The 17,629-nt window shown below is 74.8% G+C and carries 14 protein-coding genes, 2 tRNA genes and 1 pseudogene; 6 read left to right on the forward strand and 11 right to left on the reverse strand.

Annotated features, from left to right (window positions below; all coding sequences use genetic code 11):
- Positions 1-232, reverse strand: a 232-nt coding sequence (locus AE652_RS15380; protein WP_049651939.1) for a hypothetical protein, incomplete at its 3' end; no start/stop codon positions are given.
- Positions 233-416: 184 nt separating this feature from the next.
- Between AE652_RS15380 and AE652_RS15385 the strand changes: the two genes are divergently transcribed.
- The gene (locus AE652_RS15385; RefSeq protein ID WP_049651940.1) at positions 417-629 is read left to right on the forward strand and encodes a hypothetical protein; all 213 of its coding nucleotides are present in this window, start codon (positions 417-419) and stop codon (positions 627-629) included.
- A gap of 9 nt (positions 630-638) precedes the next feature.
- On the opposite strand, the gene AE652_RS15390 is transcribed toward AE652_RS15385, so the two are convergent.
- On the reverse strand, positions 639-3,857 hold the full coding sequence (locus tag AE652_RS15390; RefSeq protein ID WP_234348395.1) for a S41 family peptidase: 3,219 nt from the start codon (positions 3,855-3,857) through the stop codon (positions 639-641).
- Between the two features lie 244 nt (positions 3,858-4,101).
- Between AE652_RS15390 and AE652_RS15395 the strand changes: the two genes are divergently transcribed.
- Positions 4,102-5,793 carry a chitinase gene (locus AE652_RS15395; RefSeq protein ID WP_049651941.1) on the forward strand — a complete coding sequence of 564 codons (1,692 nt, stop codon included), beginning with the start codon at positions 4,102-4,104 and terminating at the stop codon, positions 5,791-5,793.
- 94 nt (positions 5,794-5,887) lie between these two features.
- Positions 5,888-7,078 (forward strand): MFS transporter, encoded by a 1,191-nt coding sequence (locus AE652_RS15400; RefSeq protein ID WP_082345741.1) that lies wholly within the window; start codon positions 5,888-5,890, stop codon positions 7,076-7,078.
- On the opposite strand, the gene AE652_RS15405 is transcribed toward AE652_RS15400, so the two are convergent.
- From AE652_RS15405 to AE652_RS15420, 4 genes are all read right to left on the reverse strand, one after another.
- Positions 7,075-7,704 (reverse strand): DJ-1/PfpI family protein, encoded by a 630-nt coding sequence (locus AE652_RS15405; protein ID WP_049651943.1) that lies wholly within the window; start codon positions 7,702-7,704, stop codon positions 7,075-7,077. The two genes, AE652_RS15400 and AE652_RS15405, sit on opposite strands and share 4 nt — an antisense overlap.
- Positions 7,704-8,675, reverse strand: a complete 972-nt coding sequence (locus AE652_RS15410) for a GlxA family transcriptional regulator (protein ID WP_049651944.1) — start codon at positions 8,673-8,675, stop codon at positions 7,704-7,706. The genes AE652_RS15405 and AE652_RS15410 overlap by 1 nt, the downstream gene beginning before the upstream one ends.
- Positions 8,676-8,880: 205 nt before the next feature.
- Positions 8,881-8,954 (reverse strand) — tRNA-Lys (locus AE652_RS15415).
- 74 nt (positions 8,955-9,028) lie between these two features.
- The gene (locus AE652_RS15420; RefSeq protein ID WP_049651945.1) at positions 9,029-9,937 is read right to left on the reverse strand and encodes an NADP-dependent oxidoreductase; all 909 of its coding nucleotides are present in this window, start codon (positions 9,935-9,937) and stop codon (positions 9,029-9,031) included.
- A gap of 190 nt (positions 9,938-10,127) precedes the next feature.
- On the opposite strand from AE652_RS15420, the gene AE652_RS15425 reads away from it, so the two are divergent.
- Both AE652_RS15425 and pgi read left to right on the forward strand, forming a co-directional pair.
- Entirely contained in the window at positions 10,128-11,711 is a 1,584-nt protein-coding gene (locus AE652_RS15425) for a Na+/H+ antiporter (RefSeq protein WP_074005109.1), read from the forward strand.
- A gap of 174 nt (positions 11,712-11,885) precedes the next feature.
- Complete coding sequence (gene pgi, locus AE652_RS15430) at positions 11,886-13,547, forward strand: glucose-6-phosphate isomerase (RefSeq protein WP_049651946.1); 1,662 nt, start codon at positions 11,886-11,888, stop codon at positions 13,545-13,547.
- Between the two features lie 148 nt (positions 13,548-13,695).
- Here the strand turns inward: pgi and AE652_RS15435 are convergent.
- From AE652_RS15435 to AE652_RS15445, 3 genes are all read right to left on the reverse strand, one after another.
- Positions 13,696-13,769 (reverse strand) — tRNA-Lys (locus AE652_RS15435).
- Positions 13,770-13,837: 68 nt separating this feature from the next.
- Positions 13,838-14,383, reverse strand: coding sequence for a bifunctional DNA primase/polymerase (locus tag AE652_RS15440; protein ID WP_049651953.1), 546 nt, complete (start codon positions 14,381-14,383; stop codon positions 13,838-13,840).
- A gap of 185 nt (positions 14,384-14,568) precedes the next feature.
- Positions 14,569-14,922 (reverse strand): hypothetical protein, encoded by a 354-nt coding sequence (locus AE652_RS15445; RefSeq protein WP_049651947.1) that lies wholly within the window; start codon positions 14,920-14,922, stop codon positions 14,569-14,571.
- A gap of 281 nt (positions 14,923-15,203) precedes the next feature.
- On the opposite strand from AE652_RS15445, the gene AE652_RS15450 reads away from it, so the two are divergent.
- Positions 15,204-15,530, forward strand: coding sequence for a hypothetical protein (locus tag AE652_RS15450; protein WP_049651948.1), 327 nt, complete (start codon positions 15,204-15,206; stop codon positions 15,528-15,530).
- A gap of 24 nt (positions 15,531-15,554) precedes the next feature.
- On the opposite strand, the gene AE652_RS15455 is transcribed toward AE652_RS15450, so the two are convergent.
- Positions 15,555-16,916 (reverse strand): AAA family ATPase, encoded by a 1,362-nt coding sequence (locus AE652_RS15455; protein ID WP_049651949.1) that lies wholly within the window; start codon positions 16,914-16,916, stop codon positions 15,555-15,557.
- Positions 16,916-17,629, reverse strand: a pseudogene (locus tag AE652_RS15460) (hypothetical protein); the annotation flags it as partial. The gene AE652_RS15455 and the pseudogene AE652_RS15460, both read right to left, overlap by 1 nt.

The following is a 17,629-nucleotide window of genomic DNA, read 5'->3' on the forward strand; positions in this document are numbered from 1 at the left end:
GCGCCCGGCCGACTGTCACCCAGGGGTGCGCCCGCAGCACGGCCCGTGCCCAGTCCGGCAGTTCGCCGCCCGCGAGGGGCCGCAGCGAGCTGGGGCACTGCATCAGCAGCAGGTCGTGGGTGCCGGGCAGCCGGCCGTCCAGGGCGGCCAGCGGGCCGACCCGCCGGCGCGGTCCGTCGTGCTGGTCCTCGGCGGTGCGCCGGGCGGGGCTTCCGGGGTGTACGACGGTCACTGCGGGCTCCAGGGGGTGGCGTGGATGTCGCCGACGGCCACCACCCTCCGCCCGTCCGGCGGCTCCCGGCTACGGCCCTTGGACGCGTTCACCAGGGACCAAAGGCTCAAGGTGCGTCCGTCCGTGCCCGGTGTGAGAGTGGGGGACAGCCCGGCATTCCGTCGTTCCCCCCGGAGGAGGAGCCATGGGCATCTTCGACAGGTTGTTCCACCGGCCGCAGCACGAGTCCGTCGGGCAGGAGTCCGCCCAGCGGGCCGCCCTCGCCCACGACGAGGCCGCCGACGCGTACGGCGACGACATCGAGCGCACCCGGGAGCAGCAGGAACGGCTCGCCCAGGAGGAGGCCGACCGGCGCGCCGCCGAGAACATGACCGCCGAGGGCGACCCCTGGGGCTGAGCCCGGAGCTCAGGCCGTACGCGGCGGCAGCGGCGGGCGGCGCAGGTCCGGCCGGGGGGTGTCGGCGGACGGCGGCTCGGCGGCGGGGGCGTCCTCCAGCAGCTCCAGGGCCAGCTGGACGGCGGCGACCAGCTCCGGGTGGCGCCCCCGGGCCCAGTCGCGCGGGGTGCGCAGCACGTGCACGTCCGGTTCGACGCCCCGGTTCTCCACCGTCCAGCCGAGCCCGCCGCCGAACCAGGAGGCGTTCTTCGGCACCGAGATCTGGGTGCCGTCGCCGAGGGTGTGCCGTCCGCTCATCCCGACCACCCCGCCCCAGGTGCGGGCGCCGATCACCGGGCCGAGTCCGAGCAGCTTGATCGCCGCGATGATCACGTCGCCGTCGGAGCTGGTGGCCTCGTCGGCCAGCGCCACCAGCGGTCCGCGCGGTGCGTGCCGGGGCCAGCGGACCGGGCGGCGGTCCCGGGTGAAGTCCCAGGCCAGGACGTGCCGGGAGAGCTTCTCCAGGACGAGTTCGGAGACGTTGCCGCCGGCGTTGCCGCGGACGTCCAGGACCAGCGCGGGCTTGTCCAGTTCGCGCCGCAGGTCCCGGTTGAACTGCGCCCAGCCGGAGCCGCCGAGGTCCGGGATGTGCAGGTAGCCGCACCGCCCGTCGCTGAACTCGCGGACGAGGGAACGCCGTTTGGCCACCCAGTCCTGGTAGCGGATGGGCCGTTCGTCGACCAGCGGGGTGATCACGATCCGCCGCACCGGGCCGTCCGGGGCGCCGCGCAGGGCCAGTTCGAGCGTCGTGCCGCCGGTGCCGGCCAGCAGCGGCAGCGGTCCGCGCAGCGGGTCCACCGGGCGGCCGCCGACCTCCAGGAACTCGTCGCCGTCCCGCACGCCCTGGGCGGCGAGCGGGGCGCGGGCGCGCGGGTCGGAGGTCTCGCCGGGCAGCACCCGGTCGACCAGCCAGCGGCCGTCGGGGGAGCGGTGGGCGTTGGCGCCGAGCAGGCCGAGCGGCTGCTGGGCGAGCACCGGGCCCTCGGCGCGCCGGGAGGGGGTGACGTAGGCGTGCGAGGTGCCGAGTTCGCCGAGGAGTTCGCGCAGCAGGTCGGCGAAGTCGTCGGGGGAGCAGACCCGGTCCAGCAGCGGCTCGTACTGGGCGACCAGCGCGGGCCAGTCCAGGCCGGACATCCGCTCGTCCCAGAACTGGTCCCGGACGATCCGGGCCGCCTCGTGGTAGGCCTGGCGCCACTCGGCGGCCGGGTGCACGGTGTGGGTGATCCGGCGCAGGTCGACGGTGGTGCCGGCGGCGGGGGCGGCGACCGGGACCACCCGCAGCGTCCCGGCCGAGTAGACCGCGATCGAGCCGCCGTCCCCGGAGACCGCGTAGCCGTCCAGCTTGTCGACCAGCGTGCTGCGGGTGCCCCGGGCCAGGTCGAAGTGCTCCAGCGAGGGGCGCCCCGAGGTGTCCTCCGGGCTGGCGAAGGTCTGCCCGAGGGTGCCGGAGATCGGCCAGCGCAGCCAGACCAGCCCGCCGCGCACCGCGTCGGTGGCCGAGTACTTGGAGGCGATCACCGGGAACTGGAGCAGCCGCTCGCCGATGCCCTCCGGGTCGACCCGGACGGTGCCGTCGCCGCCTTCGCCGTGCGCGGCGCCGTCCTCGGGCGGGGCGGTGAACGGTGAGGGGGTGTCGGCGGCGAGCGGGACGAGGTACGGGCGGCAGCCGACCGGGAAGGAGAGGTCGCCGGTGTGCACGTCGTGGACCGGGTCGAAGCCGCGCCAGGACAGGAAGGCCAGGTAGCGGCCGTCCCGGGTGAACACCGGCTGCTCGTCCTCGAACCGGCCGTCGGTGACGTCGGTGGTCGCCGCGGACGCGTCGGCGCGGGTGAGCCGGATGCGGCGCAGCGAGCGCCCGGCGACCGGCTCGGACCAGGCGGTCCAGTGCGAGTCGGGGGAGAAGCGGGCGCCGGTGACCGGCCCGTAGCCGGAGGCGGCCAGTTCGCGCACCCCGCCGTCGGCGGCGGAGACCAGCAGCAGCCGCCCGTCCGAGGTGGTGGCGGCGAGCCGGCTGCCGTCGGGGGAGGCGGTGAGCTCCAGGACGCGGCCGATCCGCCCGGCGGCGAGCACCCGGTGGCGGTGCTGCTCCGAGCGGGGGTGCCCCGGCAGCGGCACCACCTCGATCGCGTCGGCGCCCTCGGCGTCGGTGACCCAGGCCGCCTCGCCGGTGTGCCCGAGCACCACCGGCAGCCGGGTGCGCACCCCGGGGGTGTCGGCGAGCGCCCGGGCCGGGCCGTCCTTGTGGGTGAGCCAGTACTGGCTGCCGCGCACGGTGACCACCCCGGCCCGGCCGGTCTGGTCGCAGGCGAGGTCCTTGACCTGGCCGGCGGCGCTGACCTGGTACGGGCGGCGGCCGGCCCGGGCGCCGCCGAGCGGGACGTGCAGCCGGCGCGGGGCGGGGGCGGCCAGGTCGTCCAGCAGCCAGAGGTCGCCGGCGTGCTGGTAGACGATCCGGGTGCCGTCGGTGGCGGCCTCGCGGGCGTAGTAGGAGGCGTGGTCGGTGTGCCGGCGCAGGTCGGTGCCGTCCGGGCGGCAGGAGTAGACGTTGCCGATGCCCTCGTGGTCGGAGAGGAAGGCGATCCGGTCGCCGAGCGGGCCGCCGACCGGCATCGGCGCGGCGAGGTGCCCGGTGTGCCCGGGCAGGATCCGGTCGCCGTCCACCCAGAGCCGGCCGGTGGCGCCGCCCCGGTAGCGCTTCCAGGCGGCAGGCCCGTGCGGGGCGGCGCCGGTGAGCAGTACGGTCCGCTCGCGGCTCATCTGGGCGTCGCCGACCGGCCCCCAGGGCATCCGGCGGCCGGGGGAGCCGTCCGGCGGCAGGGCGTGCGCCCAGGTGTAGTGGCCGAAGGGCTCGTGGTAGGAGGTGACGGCCAGCACCTCGCCGTCCGGCAGCCAGCCGCGCACCCGGGTGTCCTGGCTGCCCCAGAAGCTGAGCCGGTCCGCCGGGCCGCCCTCGACCGGGGCGGTCCACACCTCGGGGGTCAGGGCGAGCCAGCTGGTCCAGGCGAGGGTGGTGCCGTCGGGGGAGAAGCGGGGGTGGCTGACCCGGGTGCGGTCGCAGCCGACCCGCCAGGCCCGGCCGGTGCCGCCGCCGTCGGCGTCCAGCGGGGCGATCCAGACGTCGTCCTCGGCGGTGAAGGTGAGCAGGCCGCCGTGCAGGTGGGGGGGGCGGAGGTAGCCGGGCGGGGTCACGCCTCCATCCTTCGACGGGGTGTCACCTCCGGCAACCGGAGGCAACCGGGGGTGGCCGGGGGCGGCCGGGCGCCGGTGGGCCGGGGCCGCCCGAACCGGTCTGGACCATTGACACCTCCCGGCCGGATCCACTTCAGTGGTCTAGTCCAACTTGGGTGCCAGGCCGGGCCGTTCCCCCCACTGGCCCGTGCTCCGGCGTGCCCTCGGACGTCCCCCACGACCGCGCCATCGCAGGAGCACCCGCATGCGCAGAACCCTTCCCGGACAACGCCGCGCCACCATCGCGGCCGGCACCGCCTCCGCCGTCGCCGCGGCCACGCTGGTCGGCGTCACACTCGGCCTGGCGCCCACCGCCTCGGCCGGCGAGTTCCTGGTCAACGGCGGCTTCGAGTCCGGCTCACTCGGCCCCTGGAGCTGCTCCGGCAACTCCGGCAGCGTCGTCACCAGCCCGGTGCACGGCGGCGGTCGCGCGCTCGCCGCGGCCGCCACGGCCGGCGACACCGCCCAGTGCGGCCAGACCGTCACCGTCGCCCCGAACGCCACCTACACGCTCAGCGCCTACGTCAACGGCTCGTACGTCTACCTGGGCGTGGACGGCGGCGGCCCGAGCACCTGGACCCCGGGCACCGGCGGCTCGTACCAGAAGCTCAGCCTCAGCTTCACCACCGGCGCCACCCAGACCAGCGCCACCGTCTACACCCACGGCTGGTACGGCCAGGGCACCTACTACGCGGACGACATCTCGCTGGACGGGCCGGGCGCGCCCAGCCCGACGCCCACGCCGACGCCCACCGGGACGGCCTCGCCGACCGCCTCGCCGACCGCGACCCCGACGGGCACACCGACCGGTACGCCCACCGGCACCCCGACCGGCACGCCCACGGGCACCCCCACGGGGACGCCCACCAGCCCGCCCGCCGGCAGCCACGCCCTGGTCGGCTACCTGCACGCCAGCTTCGCCAACGGCGCCGGCTACACCCGGATGGCCGACGTCCCGAACTCCTGGGACTTCATCAACCTGTCCTTCGGCGAGCCCACCTCCGTCACCTCCGGCGACATCCGCTTCAACCGCTGCCCGGCCACCGAGTGCCCGACCGTCGAGTCGGACGACGAGTTCAAGGCCGCCATCGCCGCCAAGCGGGCCCAGGGCAAGAAGGTGCTGATCTCGATCGGCGGCCAGAACGGCCAGGTCCAGCTGACCAGCACCGCCGCCCGGGACACCTTCGTCAGCTCGGTCTCGGCGATCATCGACAAGTGGGGCCTGGACGGCCTGGACATCGACTTCGAGGGCCACTCGCTCTCCCTCAACACCGGTGACACCGACTTCAGGAACCCGACCAGCCCGGTCATCGTCAACCTGATCTCCGCGGTGAAGACCCTCAAGGCCAAGTACGGCCCGGGCTTCGTGCTGACCATGGCGCCGGAGACCTTCTTCGTCCAACTCGGCTACCAGTACTACGGATCCGGCCCCTGGGGCGGCCAGGACCCGCGCGCCGGGGCGTACCTGCCGGTCATCCACGCGCTGCGCGACGACCTCACCCTGCTGCACGTCCAGGACTACAACTCCGGCTCCATCATGGGCCTGGACAACCAGTACCACTCGATGGGCGGCGCCGACTTCCACGTCGCGATGACCGACATGCTGCTCAAGGGCTTCCCGGTGGCGGGCAACGCGAACAACGTGTTCCCGGCGCTGCCCGCCTCCAAGGTCGCCATCGGCATGCCGGCCACCACCAACGCGGGCAACGGCTACGTCGCCCCGGCCGAGGTGAACAAGGCGCTCGACTGCCTCACCAAGCTGGCCAACTGCGGGACCTACGTGCCGCGTTCGGGCGCGCAGCCGAACCTGCGCGGGCTGATGACCTGGTCGATCAACTGGGACCGGTTCGGCGGCCAGGAGTTCTCCAAGAACTTCAACGGCTACTTCGGCCGCTGAGCAGCCGAGTCCCGGGCCGGCTGATCCGCTGACCCGGCCGCCCGTGGGACCGTGCTTGAACCTGACACCGGTGTGAGGTCCAAGCATGGTCCCCATGGCGACCACACAGCTCACCACCCCGGTACCCCCCAAGCCCTTCCCGCTCCCCGCCCTGCTCGCCCTGGCCACCGCCGTCTTCGTCACCGGCCTCACCGAGAACCTGCCCGCCGGGGTGCTGCCCGGGATGAGCGAGGCGCTCGGGGTCAGCGAGTCCGCGGCCGGGCAGACCGTCACCGTCTACGCGATCGGCTCCGCCGTCACCGCGATCCCGCTCAGCGCGGCCACCGCCGGCTGGGGCCGCAAGCGGCTGCTGCTCACCGCGATGGCGGGCTTCGCGGTGGCCAACACCGTCACCGCGGTCTCCACCAACTACCCGCTCACGCTCGCCGCCCGCTTCCTCGCGGGCGTCGCGGCCGGCCTCGCCTGGGCCCTGCTGGCGGGGTACGCGCGCCGGCTGGTGCCGGTCGACCAGCAGGGCCGGGCCATGGCGGTGGCGATGGCGGGCGTGCCGGTCGCGCTGTCGCTGGGAGTGCCGGTCGGCACCTTCCTCGGGCAGGTGCTCGCCTGGTGGGTGCCCTTCCTGGCCATGACGGCACTGGCGGTCGCCGTGATCGGCTGGATCGCGGCGCTGCTGCCGGACCAGCCCGGGCAGCCGGCCGGTGAGCGGACACCGGTCCGGGACGCGCTCACCGTGCCCGGCGTCCGGCCGGTGCTCACCGTGACGGTGCTCTGGGTGCTCGCGCACACCATCCTGTTCACCTACATCGCGCCCTTCCTGGACCGGGCCGGCCTCGGCGGCGCCACCGGCACCGTGCTGCTGGTCTTCGGGCTGGCCTCGCTGGCGAGCGTCTGGCTGGTCGGCGCCCACATCCACCGCCGGCTGCGGCAGCTGACGATCGGCGGCGCGCTGCTGGTCGCCGTGACCGCGGCCGTCCTCGCGGTGGCGTCCGGCAGCACGCCGCTGGTGTACGCCGCGGCGCTGTTCTGGGGCCTCGGCTGGGGCGGCGCCCCGACCCTGCTCCAGACCGCCCTCGGCGACGCGGGCGGGGAGCGGGCGGACGCCGCCCAAGCCGTCCTGGTGACCCTGTGGAACGCCGCGATGGCGGGCGGCGGCGTGCTCGGCGGCCTGGTCCTGAGCGGCCTGGGCACCGGCGCCCTGCCCTGGACGGTGCTCGCGCTGATGCTCCCCGTCCTCGCCGTGGCCACCGCCGCCCGCCGGCACGCCTTCCCGTCGGTGCGGGGTTAGCCCCGCATCAGCCGGTTCACCTCCTCGACCACCTCGGGGGACGCCTTCGCGAGCGCGCCGGAGTCGTACGGCGGCTGGGGGTCGTACTCGATCAGCAGCTGGATCGCCTGGGCGACGGTGTCCCCGGCGATCCGGCCGGCCAGCGTCAGCGCGAGGTCGATCCCGGCCGAGACCCCGGCGGCGATGGCGTACTTGCCGTCGATGACGACCCGCTCCGTCCCGGTCGGCTCCGCCCCGTACCCGGGCAGCCGGTCGAGGACGCCCCAGTGGGAGGTGGCCCGGCGGCCCTCCAGCAGCCCGGCGGCGCCCAGGATCAGCGAGCCGGAGCAGACCGAGGTGGTCCAGGTGGTGGTCGCGTCGATCCGGCGCACCCAGTCGAGCACGGCCCGGTCCTTCAGCTGGGCCTCCGTCCCGGGCCCGCCGGGCACCAGCAGCAGGTCGGCCGAGTCGACCTCGTCCAGGGCGGCGTCCGCGGTGAGCGCCAGGCTGTGCACGTCGTTGCGGACCGGCCCCCGTTCGGCGGCGGCGAACACCACCTCGGCGCCGGGGAGCCGGGACAGCACCTCGTACGGGCCGACCGCGTCCAGGGTGGTGAACTCGGGGTAGAGCAGGATGGCGATGCGCATCAGTGACCTCCAGTGGGTTCGGGTCGGAAGCGGCGTCGGTACTCGGCGGGCGGGGCGGCCAGGGCCCGGACGAAGGCGCGCCGCATCGCCTCCGGGGTGCCGTAGCCGCAGGAGCGCGCGATCTCCTCGATGCCGTGGTCGGTGTCCTCCAGCAGTCGCCGGGCGGCCTCCAGCCGGACCCCGTCCACGTACCGGCCCGGGGTCACCCCCACCTCGGCGGCGAAGGCCCGGGCGAAGTGCCGCGGCGACAGCGCCGACCGGTCGGCCAGCGCCTCGACCGAGAGGTCGGCCTCCGGGTGCTCGGCGATCCACCGCTGCACCTCGCGCAGCGGCTGCCGGGCCGCCACCTGGGCGGCCAGCTGGGTGCTGAACTGGGCCTGGTTGCCCGGCCGGCGCAGGAAGACCACCAGGTGGCGGGCGACCAGCAGGGCCGTCTCGCGTCCGAGGTCCTCCTCGACCAGGGCCAGCGCCAGGTCGATCCCGGCGGTGACCCCGGCCGAGGTGGCGATCCGCCCGTCCCGGACGTGGATCGGGTCCGGGTCCACCTCGACGTCGGGGAACCGCCGGGCCAGCTCCTCGCCGTAGGCCCAGTGGGTGGTCGCCCGGCGCCCGGCCAGCAGTCCGGCCTCGGCGAGCAGGAAGGCCCCGGTGCACACCGACACCACCCGCTCGGCCGCTCCGGCCAGCTCCCGGATCCGCTCCACCAGGGCCGGGTCCGGGCGCCCGGTGTCCATCCCGCCGGGAACCAGCAGGGTGTCCACCGGCCCGACCCCGGCCAGGTCCGCGTCCGGCAGCAGCCGCAGTCCGCTGTGGCTGCGCACCGGCCCGCCGCCGGGGGAGGCGGTGGTGACCCGGTAGGCCGCGGGCTGCCCGGCGGCCCGGCCCGCCCCCGCGAACACCTCCAGGGGGCCGGTCACATCGAGGCTCTGCACGCCCTCGAAGAGGACGATGACCACGCTGTGCGCTCTCATACGGCCAGCCTCCCAACGGGGAGCGGTGGCAGCAATGACCTGCTTCCCACCTTTCCTGCCATCCGGCGCGTGCGGGTGCGAGGGCGGGGGCGCGTGCGGCGGCGCGGGACCGGAGGGGCGCGCGGGCGTACGGCGGAAACCGCGCGGGCGTACGCCGAAACGCCGGAAGGCCCCCCGCTCTCGCGAAGGGCCTTCCGGCTGTCTGTGCGCCGCCAGGGACTCGAACCCCGGACCCGCTGATTAAGAGTCAGCTGCTCTAACCAACTGAGCTAGCGGCGCCTGCTGACGTGGAGAACATTACCTGGTCAGCGGCTGAAACTCACAATCGGCCCGGGGCGGGGAGCCCGGCGCGCTCACATGGTCAGCACCACCTTGCCCCGGACGTGCCCGGAGCCGACCAGCCGGTGGGCCTGGGCGACCCGCTCGATCGGGAACGACTCCTCGACCTCCAGCCGCAGTGCGCCGGCCTCCCAGAGCTTCACCAGCTCGGCCAGCCGCCCGGCCGTCCGCTCGCCCCGCAGCTGCCGGACGCCCAGCCGCTCGGCGCCCGGGTAGTCGACCACGGTGCCGATCCGGTCCCGGTCGGCGACCAGTTCGACGGAGGCCTCCAGGGCGCCCCGCCCGGCGGCGTCGAAGGCCGCGGTCACCCCCTGCGGCGCCGCCGCCCGGACCCGCTCCACCAGCCCCTCGCCGTACGTGACCGGTACCGCGCCCAGCTCCCGCAGGTACGCGTGGTTGCGCTCGCTCGCGGTGCCGACCACGGTGGCACCCCAGGCGCGGGCCAGCTGGACGGCGACCGTGCCGACCCCGCCCGCGGCGCCGTGCACCAGCACGGTGTCGCCCGGGCCGACGCCCAGCTCGGTGAGCGCCAGGTGCGCGGTCTGGCCGGAGGCGGAGAGCGAGCCGGCCTGCTCCCACGGCATCCCGGCGGGCTTGGCGACCAGCCGGCCGGCGTCGACCACGACCCGGTCGGCCTGGCAGCCCAGCACCCGGAAGCCCAGCACCTCGTCCCCGACCCGCCAGTCGCCGGCGTCCGGACCGAGGGCGTCCACCACCCCGGCGAACTCGTTGCCGAGGACGAACGGCGGCTCGACCGCCAGGCCCGGCGGACGGAACCCCTCCCGGATCGCGAGGTCCACCGGCTGCACCCCGGCCGTGTACACCCGTACCCGTACCTCGCCCGGCCCGGGCTCCGGGTCGGGCACCTCGGTGACCCGTAGGACCTCAGGACCGCCGCTCCCCGTCACGGTGACCGCTTTCATGCCTTTTCCCGCCCCTTCTCGATCCTTCTCGAACCTTCGTGAGCCTTCTTGATCCATCCGTTGTCGACGATCCTCGGGCCTGAAGTGCGCTTGAGGTCAAGCTTTTGTTCAGCGTGTCGACACTGATGGGCGCATTGTCAGATTTATCCTGGACGGCGCTCAGCCGTCCGTCGTCGAGAGGAACCTCCCCGTGGGCCAGCTGCCCCTGTTCTTCCTGGTGCTGCTCGCCTCCGTGGTGACCATGCCGCTCGGTCGGAAGACCGGAGTGCCACAACCGGTGCTGATGACCCTGCTCGGCATCGTCATGGCGCTCGTCCCGCAGATCCCGGACGTCAGCATCGAACCCGAGCTGATCCTCCCGCTGGTCCTGCCGCCGCTGATCTTCGCGGTGGCCCGGCGCTCCTCGGTGCGCTACTTCAAGGCCAACGCCCGCTCGATCCTGCTGCTGGCGATCGGCCTGGTGGTGGTCACCACGGTCGCCGTGGCCGGTGCCGTGCACTGGCTGCTGCCCGCCCTGCCGCTGGCCGCCGCCATCGCGGTCGGCGCGCTGGTCTCCCCGCCCGACCCGGTCGCCGCCGTCGCGGTGGCCGGCAGCGTCGGGCTGCCCCGCCGCCTGGTGGCGATCCTGGAGAGCGAGGGGCTGTTCAACGACGTCACCGCGATCGTCATCTACTCGCTGTCCATCGAGGCCATGGTCAGCGGCGACTTCTCGGGCGGCGACGCGGTGCTGCGCTTCGTGCTGTCCGCGGTGCTGGCCGTGGTGGTCGGCGTCGCGCTCGGCTGGGTCAACACCAAGCTCGCCGAGCGCCTGGACGACCCGACCCAGCAGGTCGCGCTCAACCTGCTGGTGCCCTTCGCCGCCTACACCCTGGCCGAGGAGATCCACGGCTCCGGCGTGCTCGCCGTCGTGGTCTGCGCGCTCTACCTCGCCGAGCGGGCCTCCGACGCGGACGCCGTCGCCTACCGGCTGGTCGGCAACGCCTTCTGGGAGGTGGTCGAGATCCTGATCACCGGCGTCGCCTTCGGACTGATCGGCCTGGAGCTGGCCACCGTGCTCAAGGAGGCCGGCCGCGGCTGGACCGGCTTCATCGGCGATGCCGCCGTGGTCATCGCGGTGGTCGTGGCGGTCCGGCTGCTCTGGCTGCTGCCGGCCGGCTGGCTGTCGAAGCGGCTGCGCTCCGGCGACGAGGAGGACACGCCGTTCAGCTGGAAGGAGAGCGTGATCCTCTGGTGGTCCGGCATGCGCGGCGTGGCCACCGTCGCCCTGGCGCTCGCCATCCCGCTCACCCTGCACTCCGGCGAGGACTTCCCCGAGCGCGGCCGGCTGGTCTTCATCGCCTTCAGCGTGGTGCTCTTCACCCTGTTGGTGCAGGGCCTCACCCTGCCCTGGCTGGCCAAGCGGTTCGAGCTGGACATCGACCAGGACAAGCACGAGCAGGCGGTGCGCCAGCTCTGGTGGCGGGCCGCCAAGGCCGGGCTCAACCGGCTCGGCGAACTGGAGGAGCAGGACCGGCTGCCCGCCGAGGTCGCCGACCGCCTGCGGGACCGTCAGCACGACCGGCTGGCCCGGCTCTGCCCGGAGAACTACGCCGAGGAGGAGGCCGCCGAGGCCAAGCTGCGGATGGCCCAGTGGCGGGCCGCCCGGGACGTCGAGCAGGAGATGATCGCCGCCTCCCGCCGCGAGATGCTCGCCGCCCGCAGCGAGCCCGGCGCCGATCCGGAGCTGGTCGACGAGGTGCTGCGCGGACTCGACCTGCGCTCCGAACGGAAGTGACGGGGCGGCAGCCGGGGCCGGGCGGAATGCGCACGACCGGCCCCGGGGTTGCATAGGCTGAACCCGGGCAGGCCGTCAACGGAGTCGGCGCACCACCAGTACCCGCACGACCTCGGCGAACCCTCACGCCTGGCCCTGCCGGTTTCTGCACCCAGATGAATCGAGGACCCACCGATGTCGGAGACCCGCGCCGACGCCCGCACCCCGCTCGACCGCACCCCGCAGTGGGCCGCCCTGGCCAAGCACCGGACCGAACTGGGCGCCACCCACCTGCGCGAGCTGTTCGCCGCCGACCCGGAGCGCGGCCGCCGCTACACGCTCCAGGTCGGCGACCTGCACGTGGACTACGCCAAGCACCTGGTCACCGACGAGACGCTGGGGCTGCTGCGCGAGCTGGCCGCCGCCACCGGTGTCGCCGAGCTGCGGGACGCGATGTTCCGCGGCGAGAAGATCAACAACACCGAGCACCGGGCGGTCCTGCACACGGCGCTGCGCGCCCCGCGCGGCGCCGTGGTCGAGGTCGACGGCGAGAACGTGGTGCCCGCGGTGCACGCCGTCCTCGACAAGATGGCCGCCTTCGCCGACCGGGTCCGCAGCGGCGAGTGGAAGGGCCACACCGGCAAGCCGATCCGCACCGTCGTCAACATCGGCATCGGCGGCTCCGACCTCGGCCCGGCGATGGCCTACGAGGTGCTCCGCTCGTACAGCAAGCGCGACCTCGACGTCCGCTTCGTCTCCAACGTGGACGGCGCCGACCTGCACGAGGCGGTCCGCGACCTCGACCCGGCCGAGACGCTGTTCATCGTCGCCTCGAAGACCTTCACCACCATCGAGACCATCACCAACGCGGTCTCCGCCCGGGACTGGCTGCTCGGCGGCCTGGGCGCCGGCACCGAGGCGGTGGCCAAGCACTTCGTCGCGCTGTCCACCAACGCCCGGGGCGTGCAGGACTTCGGCATCGACACGGCCAACATGTTCGAGTTCTGGGACTGGGTGGGCGGCCGCTACTCCTACGACTCGGCGATCGGCCTCTCGCTGATGACCGCCATCGGCCCGGACGCCTTCCGCGAGATGCTGGACGGCTTCCACCTGGTCGACGAGCACTTCCGCACCGCCCCGCCGGAGCAGAACGTCCCGCTGCTGCTCGGCCTGCTCGGCGTCTGGTACGGCGCGTTCTTCGACGCCCAGGCGCACGCGGTGCTGCCCTACTCGCACTACCTGTCCAAGTTCACCGCCTACCTCCAGCAGCTGGACATGGAGTCCAACGGCAAGTCGGTGACCCGCGACGGCACCCCGGTGGACTGGCAGACCGGCCCGGTGGTCTGGGGCACCCCCGGCACCAACGGCCAGCACGCCTACTACCAGCTGCTGCACCAGGGCACCAAGGTCATCCCGGCCGACTTCATCGGCTTCGCCAAGCCGGTCGCCGACCTGCCCGCAGGCCTGGTCGCCCAGCACGACCTGCTGCTGGCCAACTTCTTCGCCCAGACCCAGGCGCTGGCCTTCGGCAAGACCCCGGAGGAGGTCGCGGCCGAGGGCGTGCCCGCCGAGCTCGTCCCGCACAAGACCTTCCAGGGCAACCACCCGACCACCACCCTCCTGGCCGGCGAGCTCACCCCCTCGGTGCTCGGCCAGCTGGTCGCCCTCTACGAGCACAAGGTGTTCGTCCAGGGCGCGATCTGGAACATCGACTCCTTCGACCAGTGGGGCGTCGAGCTGGGCAAGGTGCTCGCCAAGCGGATCGAGCCGGTGCTGCTCACCGGCGAGGGCACCGAGCAGCTGGACAGCTCCACCGCCGCGCTGGTCGCCCGCTACCGCGCGCTGCGCGGCCGCTGAGCCCGCGTCGTCCCGGGCCGTCCGCTCCGGCGGGCGGCCCGGGACGCTTCTCCGGCCCTGGAAACCCGGAAACCCGGAACGCCGGAGCGTTGAGACGCCGAAACGCCGGAAGGCCCTTCGCTCTCGCGAAGGGCCTTCCGACTGTCTGTGCGCCGCCAGGGACTCGAACCCCGGACCCGCTGATTAAGAGTCAGCTGCTCTAACCAACTGAGCTAGCGGCGCCTGCTGACAGAGAAGACTCTAGCAGCGCCGTGCGGCCGAGCCAAAATCGAATAACGGCCGCCCCGCGTTCACCCCCCGGTCACGACGGCCGCCCCGGCGGGAACCGGCGCGCCCGGCTCGCGCGCCGCCCGGACGCAGGCCCACAGCACCACCGCGGCGCCGGGCAGCCGGGGGTCGCGCCGCTCCGGCGCGACGATCCACCGGCCGGCGCCCTGCCCGGGGGAGTCCGGGCTGTTCACCATCCGCTGCAGGGGCGGCACGGTCACCGCGTCCCCCTTGCCGTGGCACAGCAGCGGCGGCACGTCCCGGGCCCACTCCTCCCAGGCCAGCAGCCGGCGCAGCCGGGGCGCCGCGCCCGGCTGGACGAACAGCAGCAGCCGCCCCCGGTGGACGGCCACCGGCCCGCAGCCAGGCCCGGACGCCCACAGCTCGTCCAGCACCCGGCGGCCGAACAGCGCCGGCATGCTGATCACGTCGAAGGCGCGCCCGCAGGGCAGTACCGAGGGCGCCCAGGGGCGGCTCTCCCACAGGGCGCGCATGCTGCGCGGGTACTCGCTGGCGGAAGCGAGCCAGGCCTCCCCGGCCGCGCCGACGCACTCCACCGACGGGTGCATCACCGACGGGTACGACACCGACTGCTGCGTCACCGATTGCTGCGTCCAGATCTCCACGGAGAGCAGCCTGTGCGGCGCACGCCCCCGGTGCGACGGAAAGCGCGGTTCGCCGGACAGCGCGGCGGGGGACGGCGTACCCTTCCCCGCCGCGCATATGCCAGAGGCCCGTGTCCGGCCGCGGGCGCTCAGTCCTCGTGCCGGCGCGACTGGAGCAGGGTGCGGCCGTACTCGATCATCTTCGCGGCGTAGTCCGGGGTCCAGTCCGCCCGCCGGGCGACCTCGGCGTCGGACAGCGCGTCGAACCGGCGCGGGTCGGCGAGCTGCGCGGCGGCGACCGCCTGGAAGTCCGTGGCCCGCTCGGCGGCGGCCCGGAAGGCCAGGGCCAGCTCCGTGGAGCGGCGCAGCAGCTCCGCCGGGTCCTCGATCGACTCCAGGTCGAAGAATCGTTCCGGCTCGGGTTCGGCGGACTGCGGCTCGAACAGCAGCTGCACCGGACGCAGGCGCCTGGTGGGCTCGGACGACTCTGGGGAGTCGGGCATGGACGGACACCTCCGGGTTTCGGGTGGGGGTGGGGGAAATCTGCTCCGGGCTGCGCCGCCCGGTCGTGGCCGCCGTCCATTGTCTCGCGGCGGGGGCCCGTAGCGGAACGGTGCGCACGCGAGCGCTATTCCCCGGCGCACGCCGGGCGCGCGACTCGTGCGCCGCGCTTCCGGATCGCATGCGAACCGGTTGTCCGGGTGCGCCCGGTGCACCCGGTGCGCCCGGGCTGCCCGACGAAGCCGAGGCAGCCGATGAAGCCGACGAACCGGAGAGAACCCCCATGCGTGTGAGAAGAGGCCTGACGGCCCTCGCCCTGTCCGTCCTGTCCCTGCTGGGCGCCCTGCTCGCGGTCGCCGCCTCCGTCGCCCCGCCCGCCGCGGCCGCCGAGACGGCGCTGGTGGTCACCGGGGAGCCGAGCGCCCCCGGCGGCGCCTCGACGGCGACCTGCCCGGCCGGCACCCACCTGACCGGCGGCGGGTACCGGCTCCAGCCGGACGCGGACGGTCCGGTGCGCGCCGACGGCCCCACCGCCGACGCGCGCGGCTGGAGCGCGCAGGCGGAGCGGGGGTCGGTGGTGGCCTACGCCGTCTGCGAGACCGAGGACTGACCCCGGCGGCCGGGCGGACGGGCCTCAGCGCAGGTGGACCCGGTGGCGGCTCAGGTGCTCCAGCACCTCGTGGTTGGCCTCCCAGCCGTCCGGAAAGGCCACCGGGACGCCCAGCTGCACCGGCTCGGTCGCGGGGTGCTCGTCCAGCAGCTCGGCGATCCCGGCCCGGGCCACCACGATGCAGGCGTGCCGGTGCCGGGAGGCGAGCACGCAGAGCCGGCCGGTCTCCAGGTGGAAGGCGGTCGCGTCGGGGCGCCCGGAGAGCGGGTGCAGCACCACGGTGACGTCGTACTCGCGGCCCTGCAGGCGGTTGGCGGTGTCCACCGTGACGGCCGGACCGGCCGCGCCGTCCACCGGCACGCCCGCCTTGAGCAGGGCCGCGCGTACGGCCGCCGCCTGGTCCCGGTGGGCGGTGCCGACGGCGACCCGGTCCGCGGTGAGCGGGGCCTCGCCCTGCTCGGAGTGGGCGGTCAGCCCCCGCTCCAGCAGTCGGCGGACGGTGGCCGCGACGGCCGCCACGGCCTGCGGGTCGGTCCGTACGGTGTGCCGGGCGGGCAGTTCCAGCAGGGCCCAGCCGTGCTCGGCGGCCCGGTCGATCACCGCGTCCAGCGCCGAGCCGTCCGGGCGGACGCCGGCCGTCAGCCGGCGGTCGTCCGGGCCGGTGCCGGAGCGGAACGGCGTGTACGGGTAGAAGGCCCGCGAGATCAGCGGCGCGGCGCTGGCGGGCAGCCGCCAGGAGACCGGCAGCCGGTGCGGCTCGATCTCCGGGTTGTGCGCCAGCATGGTGACCACCGCGCTGCCGGACGGGTCGTACGACAGCCCGGCCCACTGCTCGGTGCCGACCACGGTGAACGGGTCCAGCTGGCCCGGGTCGCCGACGAACAGCGCCCGCTCGAACAGCCGGGCCACCGCGAGCAGGGCGTCCGAGCGCATCTGGTACGCCTCGTCGACGATCGCGTGCCGCCAGGGCGCCTCCGTCCGCACCCACTGCCACTTGGCCGAGGTGGAGATCACCACGTCGTGCTCGACCAGGTCGGCGACCTTGTCGGAGGGCGTGACGTTGGCGTGCTTCAGCACCTCCGGGCCGGGCCGGGAGTCCGCGGCGTGCAGCCGGCCGATCGTCAACTCCGGCGCTTTCTCGGCCAGTCGGCCCACCAGGTCGTCCACCTGGCCGTTGGTCTGGGCGACGATCATCAGCCGCTCGCCGGCCCCGACCAGCTCGCGGGCGGCCCGCACCACGAGCGTCGACTTCCCGGCGCCGGGCGGGGAGTCCACCACCACGCCGCGCGGGGCGCCGGCCGGCGGACGGACGGTGGCCGCCAGGATCCGGGCCACCGCGGCGTCGGCGGCCGCGCCCGGGGCCTGCTCGGGGATCGAGGCGGTCATCACTCCCACTCCTCGGAGACGGACGGGGCGGGTACGGGCGCGGCGCCGGGCGGGCCGCCGTGGGTCCAGGGGGTGTCGTCCGGCTCGGGCAGCGGCGCGGACTGGCGCACCGTCAGCTCGAACAGGGTGAAGGTGACCGGCTCGCCGGGCTCGGGCAGGCTGCCCGGCTCCGGCTCCTTCCTGCGGCCCATGCCGGAGAGCACCCGCAGGGTGAGGGTGCCCCCGGCGGTGTCCACCGCGACGATCTCGGCCTTCTGCGGGCTCGGGCCGTGCACCCGGTGCACCTCCCGGCCGAGGTCCGCGTGCGGGCGGTCGGCGGTGCGCAGGGTGACCAGCGGGCGCGGCTTGGGGGAGCGGCCGGTGGTGTCCCAGTCCGGCACCACCTCCGTCACCACGCCGCTGAACGCCTCGCCGGACAGCCGGTGCTCGGCCATCGCCAGCGGGTCGTCCAGCGCCTCCTGGACGTCCAGGCGGGCCTGCTCGCGCTCGCGCTGGGCGAGCTTGCGGGCGGCGGTGACGGCGTCGTCCTGCCGGGGCTGCGGCGGCTCGCCGGCCGCCAGCCGGTCCCGGTGGCCGGTGTAGGACCAGCGGTCGCCCGTCCAGCGCTCCGCCAGGTGACCGGCCGGCGGCAGGGCGCGCAGCAGGTCCAGGCCCTGCCAGACGTCCCGCCAGGTGGGCAGCAGGACCGACGCCAGCGCCTCCTCCAGCGCCGT

Source organism: Kitasatospora sp. MY 5-36 (assembly GCF_001182915.1).
In the GTDB taxonomy this organism is placed as follows: Bacteria; Actinomycetota; Actinomycetes; order Streptomycetales; family Streptomycetaceae; genus Kitasatospora.

Bases quoted from the DNA above. Each gene is read 5' to 3' on its own strand.
- AE652_RS15385 (WP_049651940.1), top strand. From the start codon at position 417: ATGGGCATCTTCGACAGGTTGTTCCACCGGCCGCAGCACGAGTCCGTC.
- AE652_RS15395 (WP_049651941.1), top strand. From the start codon at position 4,102: ATGCGCAGAACCCTTCCCGGACAACGCCGCGCCACCATCGCGGCCGGC.
- AE652_RS15400 (WP_082345741.1), top strand. From the start codon at position 5,888: ATGGCGACCACACAGCTCACCACCCCGGTACCCCCCAAGCCCTTCCCG.
- AE652_RS15405 (WP_049651943.1), bottom strand. From the start codon at position 7,704: ATGCGCATCGCCATCCTGCTCTACCCCGAGTTCACCACCCTGGACGCG.
- AE652_RS15410 (WP_049651944.1), bottom strand. From the start codon at position 8,675: ATGAGAGCGCACAGCGTGGTCATCGTCCTCTTCGAGGGCGTGCAGAGC.
- AE652_RS15420 (WP_049651945.1), bottom strand. From the start codon at position 9,937: ATGAAAGCGGTCACCGTGACGGGGAGCGGCGGTCCTGAGGTCCTACGG.
- pgi (WP_049651946.1), top strand. From the start codon at position 11,886: ATGTCGGAGACCCGCGCCGACGCCCGCACCCCGCTCGACCGCACCCCG.
- AE652_RS15440 (WP_049651953.1), bottom strand. From the start codon at position 14,383: ATGCACCCGTCGGTGGAGTGCGTCGGCGCGGCCGGGGAGGCCTGGCTC.
- AE652_RS15445 (WP_049651947.1), bottom strand. From the start codon at position 14,922: ATGCCCGACTCCCCAGAGTCGTCCGAGCCCACCAGGCGCCTGCGTCCG.
- AE652_RS15450 (WP_049651948.1), top strand. From the start codon at position 15,204: ATGCGTGTGAGAAGAGGCCTGACGGCCCTCGCCCTGTCCGTCCTGTCC.
- AE652_RS15455 (WP_049651949.1), bottom strand. From the start codon at position 16,916: ATGACCGCCTCGATCCCCGAGCAGGCCCCGGGCGCGGCCGCCGACGCC.